Here is a 19,321-nt window from a genome sequence, read left to right on the forward strand (position 1 = left end):
CGCTTGACTTCGTTGCATTTGCAACGATAGGGTGCCATCAGGAAACGCTACGAGTGCCGACTGGAGACGCGCCCATGACCACCGACAGGACAGACCACGGGATGACCCGTGCCAATTCCGCTTGCGGAACCACCGATGGATATATGCCCGGATTTGGCAATGATTTCGAAACCGAAGCCCTGCCCGGTGCCCTGCCGCAAGGGATGAACAGCCCGCAGAAATGCGAATACGGGTTGTATGCAGAACAGCTGTCCGGCACGGCGTTTACCGCGCCGCGCGGACAGAATGAACGCACATGGTGTTACCGCATTCGCCCGTCCGTGCGGCATGTATCGCGCTTTTCGCGGATCAAAATACCCTACTGGAAATCCGCGCCGAACATCAACCCCGACACCCTGTCACTGGGTCAGTATCGCTGGGATCCGGTGCCACACGCGGACGAAGCGCAGACATTCGTAACCGGCATGCGCACGATGACCACGGCAGGGGATGTGAATACGCAGGTTGGGATGGCGACTCATGTCTATCTGATCACCGACTCCATGCAGGACGAATATTTTTACTCCGCCGACAGCGAACTGCTGGTGGTGCCGCAAGAGGGGCGTTTGCGGTTTTGCACCGAACTGGGCATCATTGATCTGGAGCCAAAGGAAATCGCTATCCTGCCGCGCGGCATGGTGTTTCGGGTAGAATTGATCGACGGCCCCGCCCGCGGATTTGTCTGCGAGAATTACGGCCAGAAATTCGATCTACCCTCGCGCGGGCCAATCGGGGCCAATTGCCTTGCCAATCCGCGCGATTTCAAAACGCCCGTGGCGGCGTTCGAGGATCGGGATGCGGCCAGCCGTGTGATCATCAAATGGGGCGGGCAGTTCCACGAAACCTTTATCGATCACTCGCCGCTGGATGTGGTTGCGTGGCATGGCAACTATGCCGCCTGCAAATACGACCTGCGCACCTTTTCCCCTGTCGGCGCGATCCTGTTTGACCACCCCGACCCGTCGATTTTCACCGTGCTGACCGCGCCTTCGGGCACGCCGGGAACCGCGAACATCGACTTTGTGCTGTTTCGTGAACGCTGGATGGTGGCGGAAAACACCTTCCGCCCGCCGTGGTATCACAAAAACATCATGTCCGAACTGATGGGCAATATCTATGGCATCTATGATGCCAAGCCCGAAGGGTTTGTCCCCGGCGGCATGAGCCTGCACAACATGATGATCCCGCATGGCCCCGACCGTGATGCGTTCGAGGGGGCCAGCAACGCTGATCTGAAGCCCGAGTTTCTGGACAACACCATGTCGTTCATGTTCGAGACCCGCTTCCCGCAGCACCTGACCGATTTCGCCGCATACGAGGCACCGGTGCAGGATGATTATGTGGAATGCTGGAGTGATCTTGAAAAGAAATTCGATGGCACTAAGGGGGTGAAATGAAACTCTATTCCTACTGGAGATCAACCGCAGCCTACCGTGTTCGCATTGCGCTGAACATGAAGGGGTTGGACTATGAGGTCGTGCCGGTTGATCTGGTTGCCGGTAGTGTCGCGAGTTTGGTGGAAATTCGAGGACGGCGTAATCTCCGGGTGCATCGAAGCCACCCAACCGGCGGCTGGAACCGCCAAGGAGATCACGCCATGACAAAGAATACAGCAACATCGACATCCGCGCTACTGGCCAATGAAGCAGGCTATGACCCGATTGAAGACCGGCTGCGCCAGAACATCCGCGCGACGATCGAGGCGGTTTTCGAAGAGGAGCTGGAGCAGTTTCTGGGCCGTTGCCGGTATGGCCGCAGCGGCGGGGCAAAGGCCGGATACCGCCACGGGCATCGCGAGCGGCAACTGGTCGGAACATTTGGAACCGAAACGGTGCGCGTGCCGCGTGCGCGGATCACAGGCGAGGCCGGCAAGGCCAGAGAATGGCGCTCGAAGGCATTGCCCCGCTACCAGCGGCTGACGAAGAAGGCCGAGGCGCTGATCGCTGCTGTCTACCTTTCGGGCACCAACACACGGCGGGTAAAACGCGCCCTGTTCGGCCTGTTTCAGGGGGCGGTCAGCAAGGATGTGGTGAGCCGCGCCTGGCGCAAGGTGAAGGTGGACTGGCAGGCGTGGTGCGCCCGCAGCCTTGCGGATGAAGACATCGTGCGGCTGATCCTGGACGGCACCGTGATCAAAACGCGGATTGACAGGAAGGCCACCAATATCTCGGTTCTGGCCGCGATTGGCGTGCGCCGGGATGGGCAGAAGGTCTTGTTATCACTGATGAACATGGGCGGCGAAAGCACCTCCGCCTGGCGTCAGTTCATCAACGATCTGGATGCGCGCGGGTTGAAACGGCCCGAATTTGTCATCGTGGACGGGGCACCGGGACTTGAGGTCGCTCTCATTGCCCTCTGGGGTGAAGATCTGCCGATCCAGAGGTGCACGGTGCACAAGCACCGCAACCTTCTGGCCAAGGCACCCAAGCGTATGCATGATGAGTTGACAGAAGATTACCGCGACATGATCTACGCCAAAACACCCGAGGAAATCGCCACCCGCCGCAAGGCATTTCTGCGAAAATGGCGGCTGAAATGCAAGGCCGTCGCTGACAGCTTGGAAGAAGCAGGAGATAAGCTTTTCACCTTCACGCGTCTGCCACAAGGCCAGTGGAAATCGGCCAGAACGACAAATGCGATCGAACGCCTGAACGAGGAATTCCGCCGCCGCATCAAGACCCAGACCGTGCTGCCATGCGCCGAGACCGTGCCGATGCTGCTTTGGGCTCTGATGGCCTCGGGGCAGATCGTCATGCGAAAGGTCGATGGCTGGGAAACGCTCGCTCAGCCCGTCGCCGACGCAACCCTTGACCAAGCCGCCTGACCGGCGCATAACTCAACCCGCTCGGAGGTGCCTGAAATCAATTTCCACCACTTTCGAGACACAACCTGGTTGCCGACGGTGGTCAGCAACATGCGCCCGATTATGTGGCGTTAAATCCGTCACATCTGGTGCCGACCTTGGTTCTGGATGATGGCACGCCCCTTACCCAGTCACTGGCGATTTGCGAGTATCTGGACATCACCAACCCCGAACCGCCCCTGCTGCCCTCTGATCCGATTGAACGCGCCCATGTCAAAGCGGCGGCGCTGGTACTTGCGGCTGATGTCCATCCCGTCAATAATCTGCGCGTGGTGCAACACCTCGAGGCCCGTTTCGGGGCCAGTCGCGAGGACAGCGCCGAATGGATGCGCCACTGGACCGGCAAGGGATTTGATGCGCTACAACAGATGGTGCGGAACGATACGCCGTTTGCTTTTGGCAATGCGCCGGGATTTGCTGACATTTGCCTTGTGGCACAGTATTATAACGCACGGCGCTGGGAACTGGACCTGACCCCTTACGCCCGCCTGACCGAGATCGAACAAAACTGTTTTTCCCTGCCTACCTTTGATGCGGCACGGCCCGAAAACCAACCTGACGCACAGTCCTGAGGAACCAAAATGTCCAACTTGCTTAGATCATGGATCACTTCGGCCAATGCCGCCGACACCGATTTCCCGCTGAACAACCTGCCCTATGGTGTGTTTTCCATTGGCGAAGGGGAGGCCCATTGCGGCGTGGCCATTGGCGATATGATTCTGGACGTCACCGCAGCCGAGGAAGCGGGGGTATTTACACCCGCAGATGTGCCCGTGTTCGACGTGCCGTTCTGGAATGACTTTATGGATCTGGGGGCCGAGGCATGGGCTGCCTTTCGTGCGGACCTGACAGCGGCTTTGGCAGAAGGATCGGCGAAACAGTCAGCGTTAGAGCTACATATGGTGGCGCAATCCGATGCTACAATGCACATGCCTTTTGCCGTGTCCGAATACACCGATTTCTATGCCGGTATGCAGCACGCCAAGAATATGGGGTCGATCATGCGTGGCTCACCCGATCTGCCGGCCAACTGGCTACACATCCCGATTGGCTATAACGGCCGTGCCTCGACCGTGGTGGTGTCGGGCACCGATATTCACCGCCCGCTGGGCCAAACAAAAGCGCCGGATGCCGAGATGCCCACATTCGGGCCGTGCAAACGGCTGGATATCGAACTGGAGATGGGCGCGATTGTGGGCACAGGGTCAACAATGGACCAGCCGATAACGGTTGATCAGGCAGATGAGATGATTTTTGGCTATGTGCTGCTGAACGACTGGTCCGCACGCGACATTCAGGGCTGGGAATATCAGCCGCTGGGGCCGTTTCAAGGCAAAGCATTCGGCACCACCATCAGTCCGTGGATCGTAACCGCCGCCGCGCTGCAAGATTTCCGCACCGCCACGCCGCCGCGTGAAAAGGAACTGCTGCCCTATCTGACCGAAAACAAACCCGGCCTGTATGACGTCAATCTGGAAGTCACCATGCAGCCTGCAGGCACGGACAAAGCCACCACCATCACCCGCACCAATTACAGCCGGATGTATTATTCCGCCGCGCAGCAACTGTGCCACCATGCGGTGTGCGGTTGTGAAATGAACGCAGGTGATCTGTTGGGGTCCGGCACCATTTCCGGCCCTACACGCGATGAATTCGGCTCATTGCTGGAACTCAGCTGGGCGGGGCGCGAGCCATTCACGCTTGATACCGGCGAAACCCGCAGCTTTATCGAGGATGGCGATACCTTGACCCTGAAGGGTCACGCGCAGGGGGATGGATACCGGATCGGCTTTGGCGAATGTCGCGGGACAATCCTGCCCGCTGTGAAAAACCCGTTCGAATAGTGCGGGTTAGAGCCACATATCCGGCCCTAAAGCGCCGCCTGCCAATCGCGGATTGCATCCAGCGGATAAAGCAGCATCAGGATGTTCAGCGTCAGAACATCGCGGATCAGCGCGGTTGTCAGCACCTCGAACCCGATCACGATCGCCACGCTGGCCCAGACCGGCAACCGCCGCGCCAGCCAGAAACCGATCAGCATGCAGGTTATGTCGGAAACCGAATTGACCACGCTGTCACCGAAGTAATCCAGCGAAATGGTGACTTCGCGATAGCGTTCGATCACCGCGTTGGTGTTTTCCATTATTTCCCATGCGGATTCGACAATCGTGGCGATCACCAGCCGCCAGCCAACATCCAGCCGCCGCGCCACCAGCCAAAGAATGGCGTAGAAAAGAATCCCGTGTATCAGGTGGCTGGGGCTGTACCAGTCAATCAGATGCTGCGACCCTTCCGAAGTATTCAATTCGAAATACCACAGTTTGACGGTGCCGCATTTACAGATCGGCACGCGGCCCATCGAATAAAGAATGCCGGCAGTTGCAAGGATAATGGCGAAAACAAGCCAATACGGAAAATGACGTTTGTTAATACTCATACAGGCACAGAATCACAGCAGCACACCGCTGTCTAGATAAAATCAGGAGAGAGACCACATGGCCAAAGCATTCGCATCGCAAGGCGACATGACCGAGAAAAAGACCAGCTTTGTTGAAATCGGCGACGGGCTGTGGGCCTTTACCGCCGAGGGAGACCCGAATTCCGGCGTTATCATCGGCGACGAAAGCGTCATGGTGATCGAGGCGCAGGCCACCCCGAGATTGGCGGAAAAGGTGATCGCGGAAATTCGCAAGGTGACGGACAAGCCGATCAGCCATCTGGTTCTGACGCATTATCACGCCGTTCGGGTGCTGGGTGCATCGGCTTATGGCGCACCGGAAATCATCATGTCGGATGCGGCGCGGGGCATGGTGGTGGAGCGTGGCCAAGAGGACTGGGACAGTGAATTCCAACGCTTCCCCCGTCTGTTTGAAGGGTATGAGAGCATCCCCGGCCTGACTTATCCTACCACTACGTTTTCCGACTCCATGACCGTTTATCTGGGTAACCGCCGCGTTGACATCATGCATCTGGGCCGCGCCCACACAGCCGGCGACGCCGTGGTCTGGGTGCCCGATGCAGAAGTGATGTTCACCGGCGATATCGTCGAATACCATTCGGCCTGTTACTGCGGGGATGGCCATTTCGCCGATTGGGGCGAGACACTGGAAAACATCGCCAGCTTTGATCCGGTCAGCATTGCACCGGGTCGCGGCGATGCCCTGATCGGGCGGGCCAAAGTGGCCGCTGCACTGGAAAGCACGCTGGACTTTGTTGAAAGCACCTATCGCCCCGCCGCCCGTGTTGCTGCCCGTGGTGGCACGTTGAAAGAGGCTTGGGATGCCGTTCGGGCCGAATGTGACCCCAAGTTTAGCGACTATGCAATTTATGAGCATTGTCTGCCCTTTAACGTGTCCCGTGCCTATGACGAGGCCCGCGGTATCGACACGCCCCGCATCTGGACAGCACAACGTGATATAGAGATGTGGGAGGCGCTACAAGGTTAGAAACAGGCACTAATCCGGCGAATTAGAAGGAATACCACCATGACCAAAATCTTTGAAACCCCGATGTATCCTTATAAACGGTCCAAGGATCAGGATAAAACCAAACCCGTCCGCCACCCTGTGGTGGTTATCGGTGCTGGACCGATTGGTTTGGGTGTTGCGATTGATCTGGTGCAGCAGGATGTGCCGGTGGTTATTCTGGATGACAACGACAAAGTGTCGTTTGGTTCCCGCGCGATCTGTTTTGCCAAGCGGCCGCTGGAGATTCTGGACCGTCTGGGTTGTGGTGAACCGATGGTGGACAAGGGTGTTGTCTGGGACACCGGCAAGGTGTTCTTTGATGAACGCGAAGTTTACAAATTCAACCTGCTGGATGAGGGAGGCCACAAAAACCCGGCATTTATCAATCTGCAACAATATTATTTAGAAGAGTATATGGTGAACCGTGTCCGCGAATTGCAGGCCGAAGGAAAACCGATCGAGTTGCGCGGTAAAAACCGGGTCGAGGCCGTGGGCACCCATGATGATCACGTTACGATCGAGGTGCAGACGCCGGACGGATCTTACCTGCTCGAGGCAGATTGGTTGATTGCTTGTGACGGGGCGGGTTCCCCCACCCGCCGGATGCTGGGTCTGGATTTTGTCGGGCGCGTGTTCGAGGATAATTTCCTGATTGCCGATGTGATCATGGAGGCCGATTTCCCGACCGAGCGCTGGTTCTGGTTTGATCCGCCGTTCAACCGCGGGCAATCGGCCTTGCTGCACAAACAGCCCGACAATGTCTGGCGGATTGATCTGCAACTGGGCTGGGACATTGACCGCGAAAAGGAAATGCAGCCGGAAAACGTGATCCCGCGTCTGCATGCAATGCTGGGCGATGATGCAAAGTTCGAACTGGAATGGGTTTCGATCTATACCTTCCAGTGCCGCCGGATGGAGGCCTTTCGCCACGGCCGCGTGCTGTTTGCCGGTGACGCCGCGCATCAGGTTTCGCCATTCGGCGCGCGCGGGGCGAACAGCGGGTTGCAGGACACCGATAATCTGGCATGGAAGCTGAAGCTGGTGCTGGAGGGTAATGCGCCCGATACCCTGCTGGATACCTATAGTGACGAGCGGGTCTACGGGGCGGATGAAAATATCCTGAACTCCAGCCGCTCGACCGATTTTATCACGCCGAAATCGGATATCAGCCGTGTGTTTAGAAATGCGGTTCTGGATCTGTCCGAACACTATGAATTTGCCCGCCCGCTGGTGAATTCTGGCCGCCTGTCGGTGCCCTGCACCTATGATGGCTCGGTTCTGAACGGACCGGATGACGAGGGGCTGCCCGTGGCTCTGCGCCCGGGGTCGCCCGCTGTGGATGCGCCGCTGAAAGAGGGCTGGTTGCTGGACAGGCTGGGTGACCGGTTCCAGTTGCTGGTGATTGGTGTCAAGGTGAATGATTCGCTGGATTTAGGCGGAATAGAGACTGAAATTATCCACCTGTCCCCCGATGAAAGCCCCGAATTCGCCGCCCGTTATCTGGAGGACGCGAAATCCGCTATCTATCTGATGCGCCCCGACCAACACGTTGCGGCCCGCTGGCAAAGCTATGACAAAGCGGCTGTTCTGGACGCCCTGAAAACCGCCACTATGCAGGGAGGCAAGTAAATGACCGATCTGATCACCACCCCGAACATCAAAGGTGCCGATGATTTCTATGCCGATCTGCTGGCCCTGCACGACGGTCACAGCAAAGAGGAATCCGATGCGATCAATGCCCGTCTGGTTTTGCTGCTGGCGAACCATATTGGCGACCGCAAGGTGCTGGAACAGGCGATGAAAGCAGCCAAAGGGTAAACCCTTGCCCAACACTGTGGCGCATGCCAGTTTAGGGCCATGGTAACGATCAAATCCTTTGCCCCGCTGACGCCCGCCGAAGAAAAGCTGTTGGCCGAATGCGCCAGCCCAACCCGTATCATGGTGGGCGATGGCGAATTGCCGCCCGAAGCCACAGATGATTGCACCATCCGTGCTGCTTTGATCCGCTATATCCTGCTGGGTGGGGTTGATCTGGATGAAAAAGGTTTGCGCCTTCGCGGGGCGTGGATTAAGGGCACGCTGGATTTGCAAGGCAGCGATTGCGTCCGCGATATCACCCTGACCCATTGCCAGATTGACGAGACCCTGACGCTGGTCAACGCCAGCCTTCGCGGGTTGCATATTTCGGGTTGTCATATCAAGGGGCTGTCAGCGGATAATGCCAGTTTTTCCGGCTCTTTGTATATTCGCAGGGATACGCTTGTCAGCGGTGAAATCGGCCTTGCTGGCGCCCGTATTAACGGGGATTTGCAGCTATGCGATGTGGTGATCAACCCGACCGGACAAGACGCGGTTTTTGCGCCGTCGCTGCGCGTCGAAGGATCGGTTTTTCTGGGGAACTACCCGTATGGTGAAGGGGCCACGACGCTGACCGCCAACGGCAGCCTGTTTTTTTCATCGGCACGGGTGGAGCATGATTTTTTCGTCACTAACACGGCAATTTCCCCGATGGATGCGGCATTGGGTGATGCCGTTTTCGGCGCGACCGAGGAACACGGCAGCGATATTGCCCTGTCGCTTGCACGGGCGCGGATCGGGGGCTTGCTGTATTTTCAGGACAATCAGGTCTCGCGCGGGATTGTTAATCTGGCCGGCGCGCAGGTGGCGCGGCTAAAGGATGAACCGGCGGGACCGGGCGCGAATTATCCGGTGCGGCTGGATGGTTTTCGCTACAAGGATTTCTCGCGGCATACAGATACGTCAGTGGCGTCGCGTCTCGCATGGCTGGATCGCCGCCCTGTCGGCACGCCGTTCACCACCCAGCCGTTTGAACAGCTTGCCTATGTGCTGGACCAGATGGGCCATCGCAATGATGCCCGCACGGTGCTGATGCACAAGGAACGACTGCAACGGGCCGACAGTCGCAAGATGCTGAAACAGGATGGACGGCCTCTGCGTTGGTTATTGTCTGTCGTTACCGATCCGGTGATGCGGTTCACCATCGGTTATGGTTATCGACCAGCGCGTGCCGTGGGGCTGGCGCTGATCCTGATTGTCGGATTGGGCCTGTTTTACAGGGCGGTCTGGGAGGCCGGTGACATGGCCCCGAATGCCGCACCCATTCTGGTATCCAAACCCTGGATCGAGGCGACGCTAACCCACCCCGAAAACCCGGCGGCTTTTTGGTCGCAACCCGGACAGGCAGGGCAGGATTGGGAAACCTTTTCCGGCTTTGCCTATGCCGCAGATCTGGTGATCCCGATTGTCAACCTTGGCGAAGAAAGCGCATGGGCACCCTCCACATCACGCAGCCCGCTGGGTCGGGTCGGATGGTGGCTACGATGGTTCGCCAAGGGGCTGGGCTGGATCGTCACGGCATTGGGTGCTGCGGCCATAACGGGCGTTATTCGCAAGGATTAGAGGTTGTTTTCAAGCGTTAAGGGGGTGCGCCCGTTATCCCCCAGAACCCAGCAATGGGTGCCCTCGAATACCGCAGTCGTCAGCAACCGGCCATAGCCAGCACCCGAATCCAGATTGATTCTGTTACCATAATGCGTGGCCGCATCAACCGGCGTGTGGCCATGCACGATCAGCGCTTCAAACGGGCCGGTGTAATTCAGGAACGGGTCGCGTATCCAAAGCAGATCATCCTCGGTCTGTTGATCCAGAGGCATATCCGGCATGACGCCCGCATGGACAAAGGCAATATCGCCAAAGCGTTGCATCAGGGGCATATCCGCCAGATACTGTTTATGGCTGTCGGGAACCGCGCGTTGCACTTCTTCATGCGGGGTGTTTTCATCGACCCCGTACGAGGCCAGCGTTTCGATGCCACCAAGGCGCGGATGCAGCCAGGTGTATTCACGGCGCAAACGCGGGTCGTGGTAATCGCGGTCCTTCAGGAATCCGGCGAACATCCGGTCATGATTGCCGCGCACAGTTAACCACGGCTCGCCTCGGGCGACACCATTAACCAACAGCTGGATAACGCCCTTTGTATCCGGCCCACGATCAGGCAAATCGCCCAGATGCACCACGGGGGCCGCCATATCGCCAGTTTGCGCCCGATCTGCGGCAATGCGTTCATGTGCTTCTTGCAGCAGTTCGATCTGTCCGTGAATATCGCCAATCGCATAGACGCGCATTGTATTTCCCCTTTTCCTGATCGCACCAAAACCAAAGGCCCCCTGAATGTCCAGAGGGCCTTTGGCAGAATGTTATTACTGCGCGTTCGGTCCGGTCGATGAATGCTCGAATTCAATCAGACGCGACACGCTCTAGTGAACTTCAAATTCCAGCGGGCTGACCGATTGGAACAGGCCTGTGGCCTTAAGCTCATCTTTGGTTTTTTCGTCCAGTTGACCATCAACATATAGCAGCGCAATCGCATCGCCGCCTACCTCTTTGCGGCCCAGTGTAAAGTTGGCGATGTTGACATCGTGACCGCCCAGAACACGACCCAGCGTGCCGATGATGCCGGGCACGTCCTTGTTGGTGGTATAGAGCATATGTTCGCCAATTTCCGCATCGATGTTGATGCCCTTGATCTGGATAAAGCGCGGTTTGCCATCGCTGAACACTGTGCCCGCAATGGTGCGTTCCAGCGTGTCGGTGACAACGGTCAGCTTGACATAGCCGTCAAACACCCCCGATTTTTCCTGTGTGGTTTTGGAAATCTGGATGCCGCGATCCTTGGCGATCACAGGGGCGGAAACCATATTCACATCGGGGTTTGTCGCCTTCATAATACCGGCAATCGCCCCACAGTCCAGCGCAGCAAGGTTCATTTCGGCGGCCACACCGTCGTAAAGGATATTGATGGCTTTGATCGGTTCATGTGTCATCTGGCCAACAAAGGCCCCCAGATGTTCGGCCAGTTTCAACCACGGCCCCATGACCTTGGCTTCTTCGGCGGTGACCGACGGCATGTTCAGCGCGTTGGTTACAGCGCCCGTCAGCAGGTAATCCGACATTTGTTCGGCCACCTGAACGGCCACGTTTTCCTGCGCTTCCGATGTGGACGCGCCAAGGTGGGGGGTGCAAACCACGTTGGGCAGACCGAATAGCGGGCTGTCCTTGGCGGGTTCGACCTCGTAAACGTCAAAACCGGCCCCGGCAACATGGCCCGATTTGATGGCTTCGGCCAAGGCGGCTTCGTCCACCAGACCGCCACGGGCGCAGTTGATCACGCGCACGCCTTTTTTCATTTTGGCGATGGCTTCGGCGTTCAGGATGCCGCGTGTTTTGTCGGTCAGCGGCACATGCAGGGTGATGAAATCGGCCCGTGCAAGCAGATCGTCCAACTCTACCTTTTCCACACCCAATCTTGCGGCGCGTTCTTCCGACAGGAAGGGGTCATAGGCGATGACTTTCATCTTTAACCCCAATGCGCGGTCGGCAACAATTGATCCGATGTTCCCTGCGCCAATCAGGCCAAGGGTTTTGTTGGTGATTTCAGTCCCCATAAAGCGGGATTTTTCCCATTTGCCAGCCTGGGTCGAGGCATTGGCCTCGGGCAGTTGCCGCGCAACGGCGAACATCAAAGCGATGGCATGTTCGGCAGTGGTGATCGAATTGCCGAATGGTGTGTTCATCACGATCACACCCTTTTTCGATGCGGCGGGGATGTCGACGTTATCAACGCCGATACCGGCGCGGGCGACGACCTTGAGGTTTTTTGCAGCTTCCAGAATCTTCGGCGTCACCTTGGTGGCCGAGCGGATCGCAAGCCCGTCATAGGCGGGAATCGCGGCCAGCAGGGCGTCTTTGTCTTTGCCAAGGTCGGGCATGAAATCCACATCAATGCCACGGTCACGGAAAATCTGAACGGCGGTTTCCGAGAGTTTGTCGGAGACGAGTACTTTGGGTGCCATTGGTAAGGCTCCTTTGAATATAAATGCAAGGGGAGGACGGCCCCGTGGGCCGCCCGAAAATTTACGCGTTGATTTCGGCGTTAAAGGCCCAGTCAATCCACGGCATCAGCGCCTGAACATCAGCGGCTTCTACCGTTCCACCGCACCAGATCCGCAGGCCCGCAGGGGCATCGCGGTAGGCACCGATGTCATAGGCCACGCCGGCATCTTCCAGACGTTTGGCCACGGATTTGGCAAAGGCAGCGCCGTCGGTGATGCGATCATCGGTGAATTTGACACAAACCGAAGTGTTCGAGCGCAGCGCCGGATCATCCGCAAGGAATTCGATCCAGTCGTGACTGTCAACGAACGCCTGAACCGCGGCGGTATTTGCGTTTGCGCGGGCGATCATGCCCTTCAGACCGCCAACTGATTTGGCCCAGTCCAGCGCAACCAGATAATCCTCGACTGTCAGCATCGAGGGGGTGTTGATGGTGGCCCCGCTGAATATACCGTCGATCAGTTTGCCGCCTTTGGTCAGGCGGAAAATTTTCGGCAGGGGCCATGCGGGGGTGTAGGTTTCCAGCCGTTCAACCGCACGCGGTGACAGGATCAGCATCCCGTGGGCCGCTTCGCCGCCCAGCACCTTTTGCCAGCTGAATGTGGTCACATCCAGCTTGTCCCACGGCAGGTCCATCGCAAAGGCCGCCGATGTGGCGTCGCAGATGGTCAGCCCTTCGCGGTCCGCCGGAATGAAATCACCGTTCGGCACACGCACGCCGGATGTTGTGCCGTTCCATGTGAACACAACGTCGCTGTTAAAATCGACGGCGTTCAGGTCAACGATCTGGCCGTAATCGGCCACTGTTACCTTGGCATCCAGTTTCAACTGTTTCACCACATCGGTGACCCAGCCCGCGCCAAAGCTTTCCCAGGCCAGCATTTCAACCGGACGCGCGCCCAGCAATGACCACATGGCCATTTCCATTGCGCCGGTGTCGGAGGCGGGAACGATGCCGATTTTATAATCGGCGGGAATTCCCAGCACTTCACGGGTGGTTTCGATCGCGGCTTTCAGTTTGGCTTTGCCAACGGCAGCACGATGCGAACGGCCAAGTGGCGCGTCGGACAGGGCATCAAGTGTATAGGTGGGGTTTTTGGCGCAAGGGCCGGATGAAAAACGCGGATTCGCCGGCCGCGTAGCCGGTTGTACAGGTATAGACATGGTATCCTTCCAGATATAATGCCCCTCGTTGGGGAGGGGTAGCCCACTTGCGGCAATACTGATACGCGGGGGGTGACGCAACCCCGAAAATTGCCACATAGCGGCATTCCAATCGGAAAAACGACATAAAGGTTATGAGAGATGTTTACAGTCACGCTTTTGTCCAACCCGTCAAACCCTGTGGTCGGCCCTGCGGTGGTCGATTCCCTGCGCAATGCCTGGGGTGGCGGGGATGCGCTGTGGCTGGCGCCGGATGTGGCGGCGGAATTCCAGGTGGAAACGGTGCCCGCGAACCGCTGGGATGTCTGGGCTGATTTGCAGGGGATGGGCGTTGATCTGGTGGTGCAGCCGTCAGAGGGGCGGCGCAAGCAGATGCTGCTGGCGGATATGGACAGCACGATGATCCAGCAGGAATGTATTGACGAACTAGCCGCACAGGCTGGAATTGGCGACCATGTGGCGCAGATTACCGCGCGGGCGATGAATGGCGAACTGGATTTCGAGGAGGCGCTGTGCGAAAGGGTCGGACTTCTGAAAGGGCTGGATTCCGCTGTAATAGAGACTGTTTTGGCCAACCGCATTACCCTGATGCCGGGCGGCAAGGCGCTGTTGGTGACGATGAAAGCAAACGGGGCCTATGCCGCGCTGGTGTCGGGTGGGTTCACCGCGTTCACGGGGATGGTGGCCGAAACGCTGGGCTTTGACGAACACCGCGCCAATACGTTGATCGTTGCGGATGGCAAACTGACCGGCGAGGTGGGGCAGCCGATTTTGGGCCGCGATGCCAAGGTGGCGGCGCTGCATGAAATCACCGCGCGGCTGGGTCTGGCGGCGGATCAGGTGATGGCCGTGGGCGATGGTGCGAATGATCTGGGGATGTTGGGTTTAGCGGGTGCCGGCGTGGCGCTACATGCCAAACCGTCGGTGGCGGCGGAATGCGATATCCGCATCAACCACGGTGATCTGACGGCACTGCTGTATATTCAGGGGTATAGTGCCGAGGAATTTGTTTAGCACAATGTTGTCATCCCCGCGCAAGCGGGGACCTCTCTAGGTGTCGCACTATATTTCAAAAGGTCCCCGCTTGCGCGGGGATGACAACAGCGCTTCAAAACACCCCATCCGCAGGCTTCATATGTCCCGTTGCAATTCGCAATCGGCGCGTTAGCACGTTTTATTTTAGAAGAAAGGGCTTCGCCAAATTGAGATTGCTGCAAATATCCCGCCAAAAACCGCTAGTCCCATAATAAGGAATCCAGTGTTTTCATACCCAAATTGGGTGCTTAGAAAATCTATGAAACTGACGATAATTCTTAGAATACCACGCCCCCATCCAAGAGAATCGCCGGAGTGAACTTGCAGGCCCGCATAGAACACCCATGCGAAAAACGCGGTTGAGCCAGAAATATACAGAATCTTATTCATAGGAATCATACCAGATCAAAAATTAGATTTATACTTATCTGCATTGTTGAGATTGAAAGATCAAGTTAATCTGGTGCTACTTCTAAAACACCCCTTCCGCGGGCTTCACATACCCCGTCGTAATCCCGTTGCAATTCGTCACCGTCGCGTTCATGCGTTTCAATGTGGCGGGGTGATCAGGCTCTAACACACCCAATTTCACCAAAATTGCCGCAATCGCACATTCCGAGGCGCGGAATGTGCCGTCGGATATTTTCACGGCTACGCCCAGCTTCAGTTCAGGAATGATCGCAGCAAAAACCGCCTCGGCCCCCGTTTTCAGCGCCACGCGGCCATCCATTGCCCGCATCAACTCGGTGCAGGCGCGGCCTTCGCCTGCGACCAGTTCCGGATATGTGACCATCGCCTGAACCAGCGCGGCCGCCGCCCGTTCGCGCACAGTTGCTCCATCTTCGCTGGCGGATGCGAAAAAAGCCATTGCGCGGGCGAAACCGTGCATGGTGGTGGCAAAATTGGGGGCTGAACAGCCATCAATACCAAAACCGGGGCTATCCATGCCGGTCACATCCTCGAAGGCTTCGCGAACGGCCAGTTGCACGGGATGGTCGGGATCAATGTATTCTGGCCCGCCGCCAAGATGTTTGTTCAGGGTCAGAAAGCCGGTGTGCTTGCCTGAACAGTTGTTGTGGATCTGGCAGGGTTTTTCATGTGCACGGATCAGGGCGTGGTGCGCCACGGTATCTTTGGGGTCGTGTGATCCGCAGCGCAGGTCGGATTCTGACAGGGAGAGTGTCTCTAACCATGCCGAAACACGGTCTGTGTGGATCGCGGCGCTGTTGTGGGATGCACAGGAAAGCGCCAGTTGTTCAGTGCCGAGTCCAGCCGCCGCCGCCGAGCCGCTTTCGATCAGCGGTAGTGCCTGAATCATCTTCGAGGACGAGCGCGGAAGCATCACGAAATCCGGATCTCCCCAGCTTTCAACGATATTTCCAGAGGCATCACAAATCACCGCATGGCCGGTGTGAATTGATTCAAGAAACGGGCCACGCCAGATTTCGGCCATTGGAACGGGGTTCGTCATTTATCTTTCCTTTTCGGGTTTTGCGCGAAAATTTGCCAACAGGGCTTTAATTACTGGGCGATAATACGTTAATGTGTATGTATCGAGTTGAAAACACGCCCGCACAAGCAAAAGGTCAAGGCAAAATGACCACTGGAGCGGCATTAATTGAGGTAGAAACAGCTGGAGGCTATGAAGGACATGAAATCTATTATCGCTAGAACACTGGGCGGCGCATTGATTGCCATGTTGGCAACCGGCGCTATGGCGCAGCAATCGACCAACCGCGTGGCGGCCAAAACCGACTGGAGCGTTTTTGTCGAGGATAACCCGACCGAATGCTGGGCTGTTTCCAGCCCAAAGGAAACCGTAAACACCAAGGACGGGCGCGTTGTGGCCGTGCGGCGTAGTGAAATCCTGCTGTTTGTGTCCTACCGGCCCGGATCGGGCGTAAAGGGCGAAGTATCGTTTACCGGTGGCTATCCGTTTGCCAAGGGATCAACCGTTTCTATGAAGGTTGGCGATAATTCTTATGAATTGTTTACATCGGGTGAAAATGCATGGCCCGCGACACCAGCGGATGACGCCAAACTGATCACCGCAATGAAGCGCGGCGCCAAGGCCGTTGTGACCGGCCGTTCAGGGCGGGGCACGGTGACGAAGGATACTTTCTCGCTGCTGGGCTTTACCGCTGCGGTGGAAGAAGCGGCCAAGCGCTGTTCCAACTAGGGCATAGCCCCGTTTGAAATTACCGGCACCTCGTTGCGTTTGCGGCGGGGTGTTTTGTTTGGCATTACGCCTGCGAATCCTTTAAAGGGTGCGTTCTAACCCCGTTGGAGAATACAATGCCAGACAAGGCCCCCATCACCCCCGAAGTCGTGACCCTGCCGCGCAAAGTGGATCAGGAGGGGAAGGCTAACCTTGTCGGCCTGACCCGTGCGGCGCTTCGCGAAGTGTTGATCGAGGCAGGGATACCTGAAAAACAGGGCAAGATGCGGGCGGGGCAGATCTGGCAGTGGATATACCAAAAGGGCGTGCGTGACTTTGCCCAGATGACCAACCTGTCCAAAGACATCCGCGCCATGCTGGCCGAAAAATTCGTGGTGGCGGTGCCCGAGGTGGTGACCAAACAGGTGTCCGCTGATGGTACCCGAAAATATCTGGTGCGGATTGCGGGCGGGCATGAAGTCGAGATCGTTTACATCCCCGAAGAGGGGCGCGGGACGTTGTGCATTTCCTCGCAAGTGGGCTGCACCCTGACCTGTTCGTTCTGCCACACCGGCACGCAGCGGCTGGTGCGCAACCTGACCGCGGCCGAGATTATCGGGCAGGTGATGGTGGCGCGCGATGATCTGGGGGAATGGCCGGAACCGGGTGTGTCCAACCCGCCCGAAGCGCGGTTGCTGTCCAATATCGTGCTGATGGGCATGGGCGAACCTTTGTATAATTTCGAATCCGTGCGCGATGCGATGAAAATCGCGATGGACCCCGAGGGGATATCGCTTTCTCGCCGCCGGATCACCCTGTCGACATCCGGTGTGGTGCCGGAAATCGCCCGCACTGCAGACGAAATCGGCTGCATGTTGGCGGTGTCTTTCCACGCCACCACGGACGAGGTGCGCGACGGGTTGGTGCCGATCAACAAGAAATGGAATATCGAGGCGTTGCTGGATGCGCTGCGGGAATATCCCAAAGCCAGCAATTCGGAACGCATCACCTTTGAGTATGTGATGCTGAAAGGCGTAAACGACAGCGATGAAGATGCGCGGCGTCTGGTGCAACTGATCAAGGGGATACCGGCCAAGATTAACCTGATCCCGTTCAATGAATGGCCCGGCTCGCCCTATGAACGTTCCAGTAACAACCGCATCCGCGCGTTTGCGGATATTGTGTTTAATGCGGGCTATTCATCGCCTGTGCGCAAACCGCGCGGCGAGGATATTATGGCCGCTTGTGGCCAGTTAAAATCCGAAAGCGAGCGGGTGAAGAAGCGAAAGGTTCGGGATTAACCGATTGCTAACCATGTTCGGCAAATCTTCGGGTATGGAATCAGTCTTTGTAAAAATCCCCGCAGTAACGCTTGAGGCCCTGAACAGGATCGCCTGACAAGAGGATGTTTCAGTAGGTCAGATCATTCGCGATGCCCTGAATCGCGATTTCCGGCGCCGTGAAAAAGCGAAGAAGTCCGTCAGGGCTGATGAGCGGCTCGTCGCTCCCTTGCGGGCGCTTCTCGCAGATGATTTTGCATATGCGGACAGCTGGGCGGATTTACAGAACCGGTTGGCCGGCAAGGGATATTGTCTGCATGAGGCAGGCGGGGGTCTGTGTTTGCATCACCTGAATGGTGGCCGGATTTGCAAAGGATCCGAGCTTGGCTATGGCTATGCCAGCCTGATGCGCAAATTCCGCAGACCGTTTCCGGGGCATCGCCACAAATCGCTTTCCTGCAGGACGCTGGGCAGCGGGAGTTAACCCGCCCAGTTTTCAATCACCTCGACCGCCTCTTGCGCCGTCTCGACAAACTTGAAAAGGTTCAGGTCCTCGGCCGAAATCGTGCCGGCCTCGGCCAGCGCTTCCCAGTTGATAATGCTACGCCAGAATTTTTCGCCAAACAGCAGGAAGGGGATGCGATCCATCCGGCCGGTCTGGATCAGGGTCAGCGTTTCAAAGGTTTCATCCAGCGTGCCGAACCCGCCGGGGAATACGGCTAGCGCCTTGGCGCGCATCAGGAAGTGCATCTTGCGTATGGCGAAATAGTGGAAATTGAAACACAGATCAGGCGTTACATATTCATTCGGTGCCTGTTCATGTGGCAGCACAATATTCAACCCGATCGAAACCCCGCCGGCATCCAGCGCGCCACGGTTTCCGGCCTCCATCACCCCCGGTCCGCCACCGGTGACGATCACGTTTTCTTTGCCGCCGTTACCATTGCTTTTCAACGTCATCAGGCGGGCGAATTCGCGGGCTTCGTCATAGTATTTCGACAGTTCGGCCAGTGTTTTGGTGCGGGCTGTGTCCTTTTTTGCAGGTTCAGGAATGCGTGCCCCGCCAAACAGCACAACGGTTGAATCAATACCTGCTTCATCCAGCGCCATTTCGGTTTTTAGCAATTCCAGCTGCAATCGCACGGGACGCAGTTCGTCACGGCACAGGAATTCATCATCGGCAAAGGCCAGCCGGTAGGACGGCGCACGGGTTTGCGGTGTGTCCGGTATCTCGCGGGCGGCTTCGATGTCTTGCCGCGAGTGGCGCATCGGGTGTTTGCGGTGTTCTTTGTTCATAATGCTTCCTGAATATCCTTGTGACGCAACAGTCCTGCATTAAAGCGCTGTTTGCAGCCAATGCCAAGCGCAAACAGATCGCGTTCCCGTGACTTGAACTTCGCCA

Annotated in this window: 18 protein-coding genes; 11 read left to right on the forward strand and 7 right to left on the reverse strand. The window is 57.3% G+C overall.

Going from position 1 to position 19,321, the window contains the following annotated elements:
- Positions 1-74: 74 nt before the first annotated feature.
- From hmgA to fahA, 4 genes are all read left to right on the forward strand, one after another.
- Positions 75-1,436 carry a homogentisate 1,2-dioxygenase gene (gene hmgA, locus ACQY4M_RS03510; RefSeq protein ID WP_428540874.1) on the forward strand — a complete coding sequence of 454 codons (1,362 nt, stop codon included), beginning with the start codon at positions 75-77 and terminating at the stop codon, positions 1,434-1,436.
- Positions 1,433-2,863 carry an IS256 family transposase gene (locus ACQY4M_RS03515; protein WP_428540877.1) on the forward strand — a complete coding sequence of 477 codons (1,431 nt, stop codon included), beginning with the start codon at positions 1,433-1,435 and terminating at the stop codon, positions 2,861-2,863. The genes hmgA and ACQY4M_RS03515 overlap by 4 nt, the downstream gene beginning before the upstream one ends.
- A gap of 65 nt (positions 2,864-2,928) precedes the next feature.
- The gene (maiA, locus tag ACQY4M_RS03520) at positions 2,929-3,474 is read left to right on the forward strand and encodes a maleylacetoacetate isomerase (RefSeq protein WP_428541116.1); all 546 of its coding nucleotides are present in this window, start codon (positions 2,929-2,931) and stop codon (positions 3,472-3,474) included.
- A 9-nt stretch (positions 3,475-3,483) separates the two neighbouring features.
- Positions 3,484-4,746 carry a fumarylacetoacetase gene (fahA, locus tag ACQY4M_RS03525; protein ID WP_428540880.1) on the forward strand — a complete coding sequence of 421 codons (1,263 nt, stop codon included), beginning with the start codon at positions 3,484-3,486 and terminating at the stop codon, positions 4,744-4,746.
- A 26-nt stretch (positions 4,747-4,772) separates the two neighbouring features.
- On the opposite strand, the gene ACQY4M_RS03530 is transcribed toward fahA, so the two are convergent.
- Positions 4,773-5,339 (reverse strand): DUF2585 domain-containing protein, encoded by a 567-nt coding sequence (locus tag ACQY4M_RS03530; RefSeq protein WP_428540883.1) that lies wholly within the window; start codon positions 5,337-5,339, stop codon positions 4,773-4,775.
- 58 nt (positions 5,340-5,397) lie between these two features.
- On the opposite strand from ACQY4M_RS03530, the gene ACQY4M_RS03535 reads away from it, so the two are divergent.
- The 4 genes from ACQY4M_RS03535 to ACQY4M_RS03550 are packed head-to-tail and all read left to right on the forward strand — an operon-like array spanning position 5,398 to position 9,789.
- On the forward strand, positions 5,398-6,348 hold the full coding sequence (locus ACQY4M_RS03535) for an MBL fold metallo-hydrolase (RefSeq protein ID WP_428540886.1): 951 nt from the start codon (positions 5,398-5,400) through the stop codon (positions 6,346-6,348).
- Positions 6,349-6,387: 39 nt separating this feature from the next.
- Positions 6,388-7,998, forward strand: a complete 1,611-nt coding sequence (locus ACQY4M_RS03540; RefSeq protein WP_428540889.1) for an FAD-dependent oxidoreductase — start codon at positions 6,388-6,390, stop codon at positions 7,996-7,998.
- Positions 7,999-8,187 (forward strand): DUF2783 domain-containing protein, encoded by a 189-nt coding sequence (locus ACQY4M_RS03545; protein ID WP_428540892.1) that lies wholly within the window; start codon positions 7,999-8,001, stop codon positions 8,185-8,187.
- 39 nt (positions 8,188-8,226) lie between these two features.
- On the forward strand, positions 8,227-9,789 hold the full coding sequence (locus ACQY4M_RS03550; RefSeq protein ID WP_428540895.1) for a hypothetical protein: 1,563 nt from the start codon (positions 8,227-8,229) through the stop codon (positions 9,787-9,789).
- On the opposite strand, the gene ACQY4M_RS03555 is transcribed toward ACQY4M_RS03550, so the two are convergent.
- The 3 genes from ACQY4M_RS03555 to ACQY4M_RS03565 all read right to left on the reverse strand — a co-directional run bounded on the left by ACQY4M_RS03555 (position 9,786) and on the right by ACQY4M_RS03565 (position 13,446).
- Positions 9,786-10,514 carry a metallophosphoesterase gene (locus ACQY4M_RS03555; protein WP_428540898.1) on the reverse strand — a complete coding sequence of 243 codons (729 nt, stop codon included), beginning with the start codon at positions 10,512-10,514 and terminating at the stop codon, positions 9,786-9,788. The two genes, ACQY4M_RS03550 and ACQY4M_RS03555, sit on opposite strands and share 4 nt — an antisense overlap.
- A 132-nt stretch (positions 10,515-10,646) precedes the next feature.
- Positions 10,647-12,242 carry a phosphoglycerate dehydrogenase gene (gene serA, locus ACQY4M_RS03560; protein ID WP_428540901.1) on the reverse strand — a complete coding sequence of 532 codons (1,596 nt, stop codon included), beginning with the start codon at positions 12,240-12,242 and terminating at the stop codon, positions 10,647-10,649.
- Between the two features lie 61 nt (positions 12,243-12,303).
- Positions 12,304-13,446, reverse strand: coding sequence for a phosphoserine transaminase (locus ACQY4M_RS03565; RefSeq protein ID WP_428540904.1), 1,143 nt, complete (start codon positions 13,444-13,446; stop codon positions 12,304-12,306).
- A gap of 141 nt (positions 13,447-13,587) precedes the next feature.
- Here ACQY4M_RS03565 and serB point away from each other — a divergent pair, with 141 nt between their 5' ends.
- Positions 13,588-14,460 carry a phosphoserine phosphatase SerB gene (gene serB / locus ACQY4M_RS03570; protein ID WP_428540907.1) on the forward strand — a complete coding sequence of 291 codons (873 nt, stop codon included), beginning with the start codon at positions 13,588-13,590 and terminating at the stop codon, positions 14,458-14,460.
- A 165-nt stretch (positions 14,461-14,625) separates the two neighbouring features.
- Here serB and ACQY4M_RS03575 read toward each other — a convergent pair whose 3' ends face one another.
- Both ACQY4M_RS03575 and ACQY4M_RS03580 read right to left on the reverse strand, forming a co-directional pair.
- Positions 14,626-14,871, reverse strand: a complete 246-nt coding sequence (locus tag ACQY4M_RS03575; protein WP_428540910.1) for a hypothetical protein — start codon at positions 14,869-14,871, stop codon at positions 14,626-14,628.
- A gap of 82 nt (positions 14,872-14,953) precedes the next feature.
- Positions 14,954-15,952, reverse strand: coding sequence for an asparaginase (locus ACQY4M_RS03580; protein ID WP_428540913.1), 999 nt, complete (start codon positions 15,950-15,952; stop codon positions 14,954-14,956).
- Between the two features lie 180 nt (positions 15,953-16,132).
- On the opposite strand from ACQY4M_RS03580, the gene ACQY4M_RS03585 reads away from it, so the two are divergent.
- The gene (locus tag ACQY4M_RS03585; protein WP_428540916.1) at positions 16,133-16,660 is read left to right on the forward strand and encodes an invasion associated locus B family protein; all 528 of its coding nucleotides are present in this window, start codon (positions 16,133-16,135) and stop codon (positions 16,658-16,660) included.
- Between the two features lie 116 nt (positions 16,661-16,776).
- The gene (gene rlmN / locus ACQY4M_RS03590) at positions 16,777-17,940 is read left to right on the forward strand and encodes a 23S rRNA (adenine(2503)-C(2))-methyltransferase RlmN (protein WP_428540919.1); all 1,164 of its coding nucleotides are present in this window, start codon (positions 16,777-16,779) and stop codon (positions 17,938-17,940) included.
- 459 nt (positions 17,941-18,399) lie between these two features.
- Here the strand turns inward: rlmN and ACQY4M_RS03595 are convergent, their stop codons facing one another.
- Positions 18,400-19,215 (reverse strand): TIGR00730 family Rossman fold protein, encoded by an 816-nt coding sequence (locus tag ACQY4M_RS03595; RefSeq protein WP_428540922.1) that lies wholly within the window; start codon positions 19,213-19,215, stop codon positions 18,400-18,402.
- Positions 19,216-19,321: the final 106 nt, after the last annotated feature.

The organism is Profundibacter sp., assembly GCF_965277155.1.
Taxonomy (GTDB): Bacteria; Pseudomonadota; Alphaproteobacteria; order Rhodobacterales; family Rhodobacteraceae; genus Profundibacter.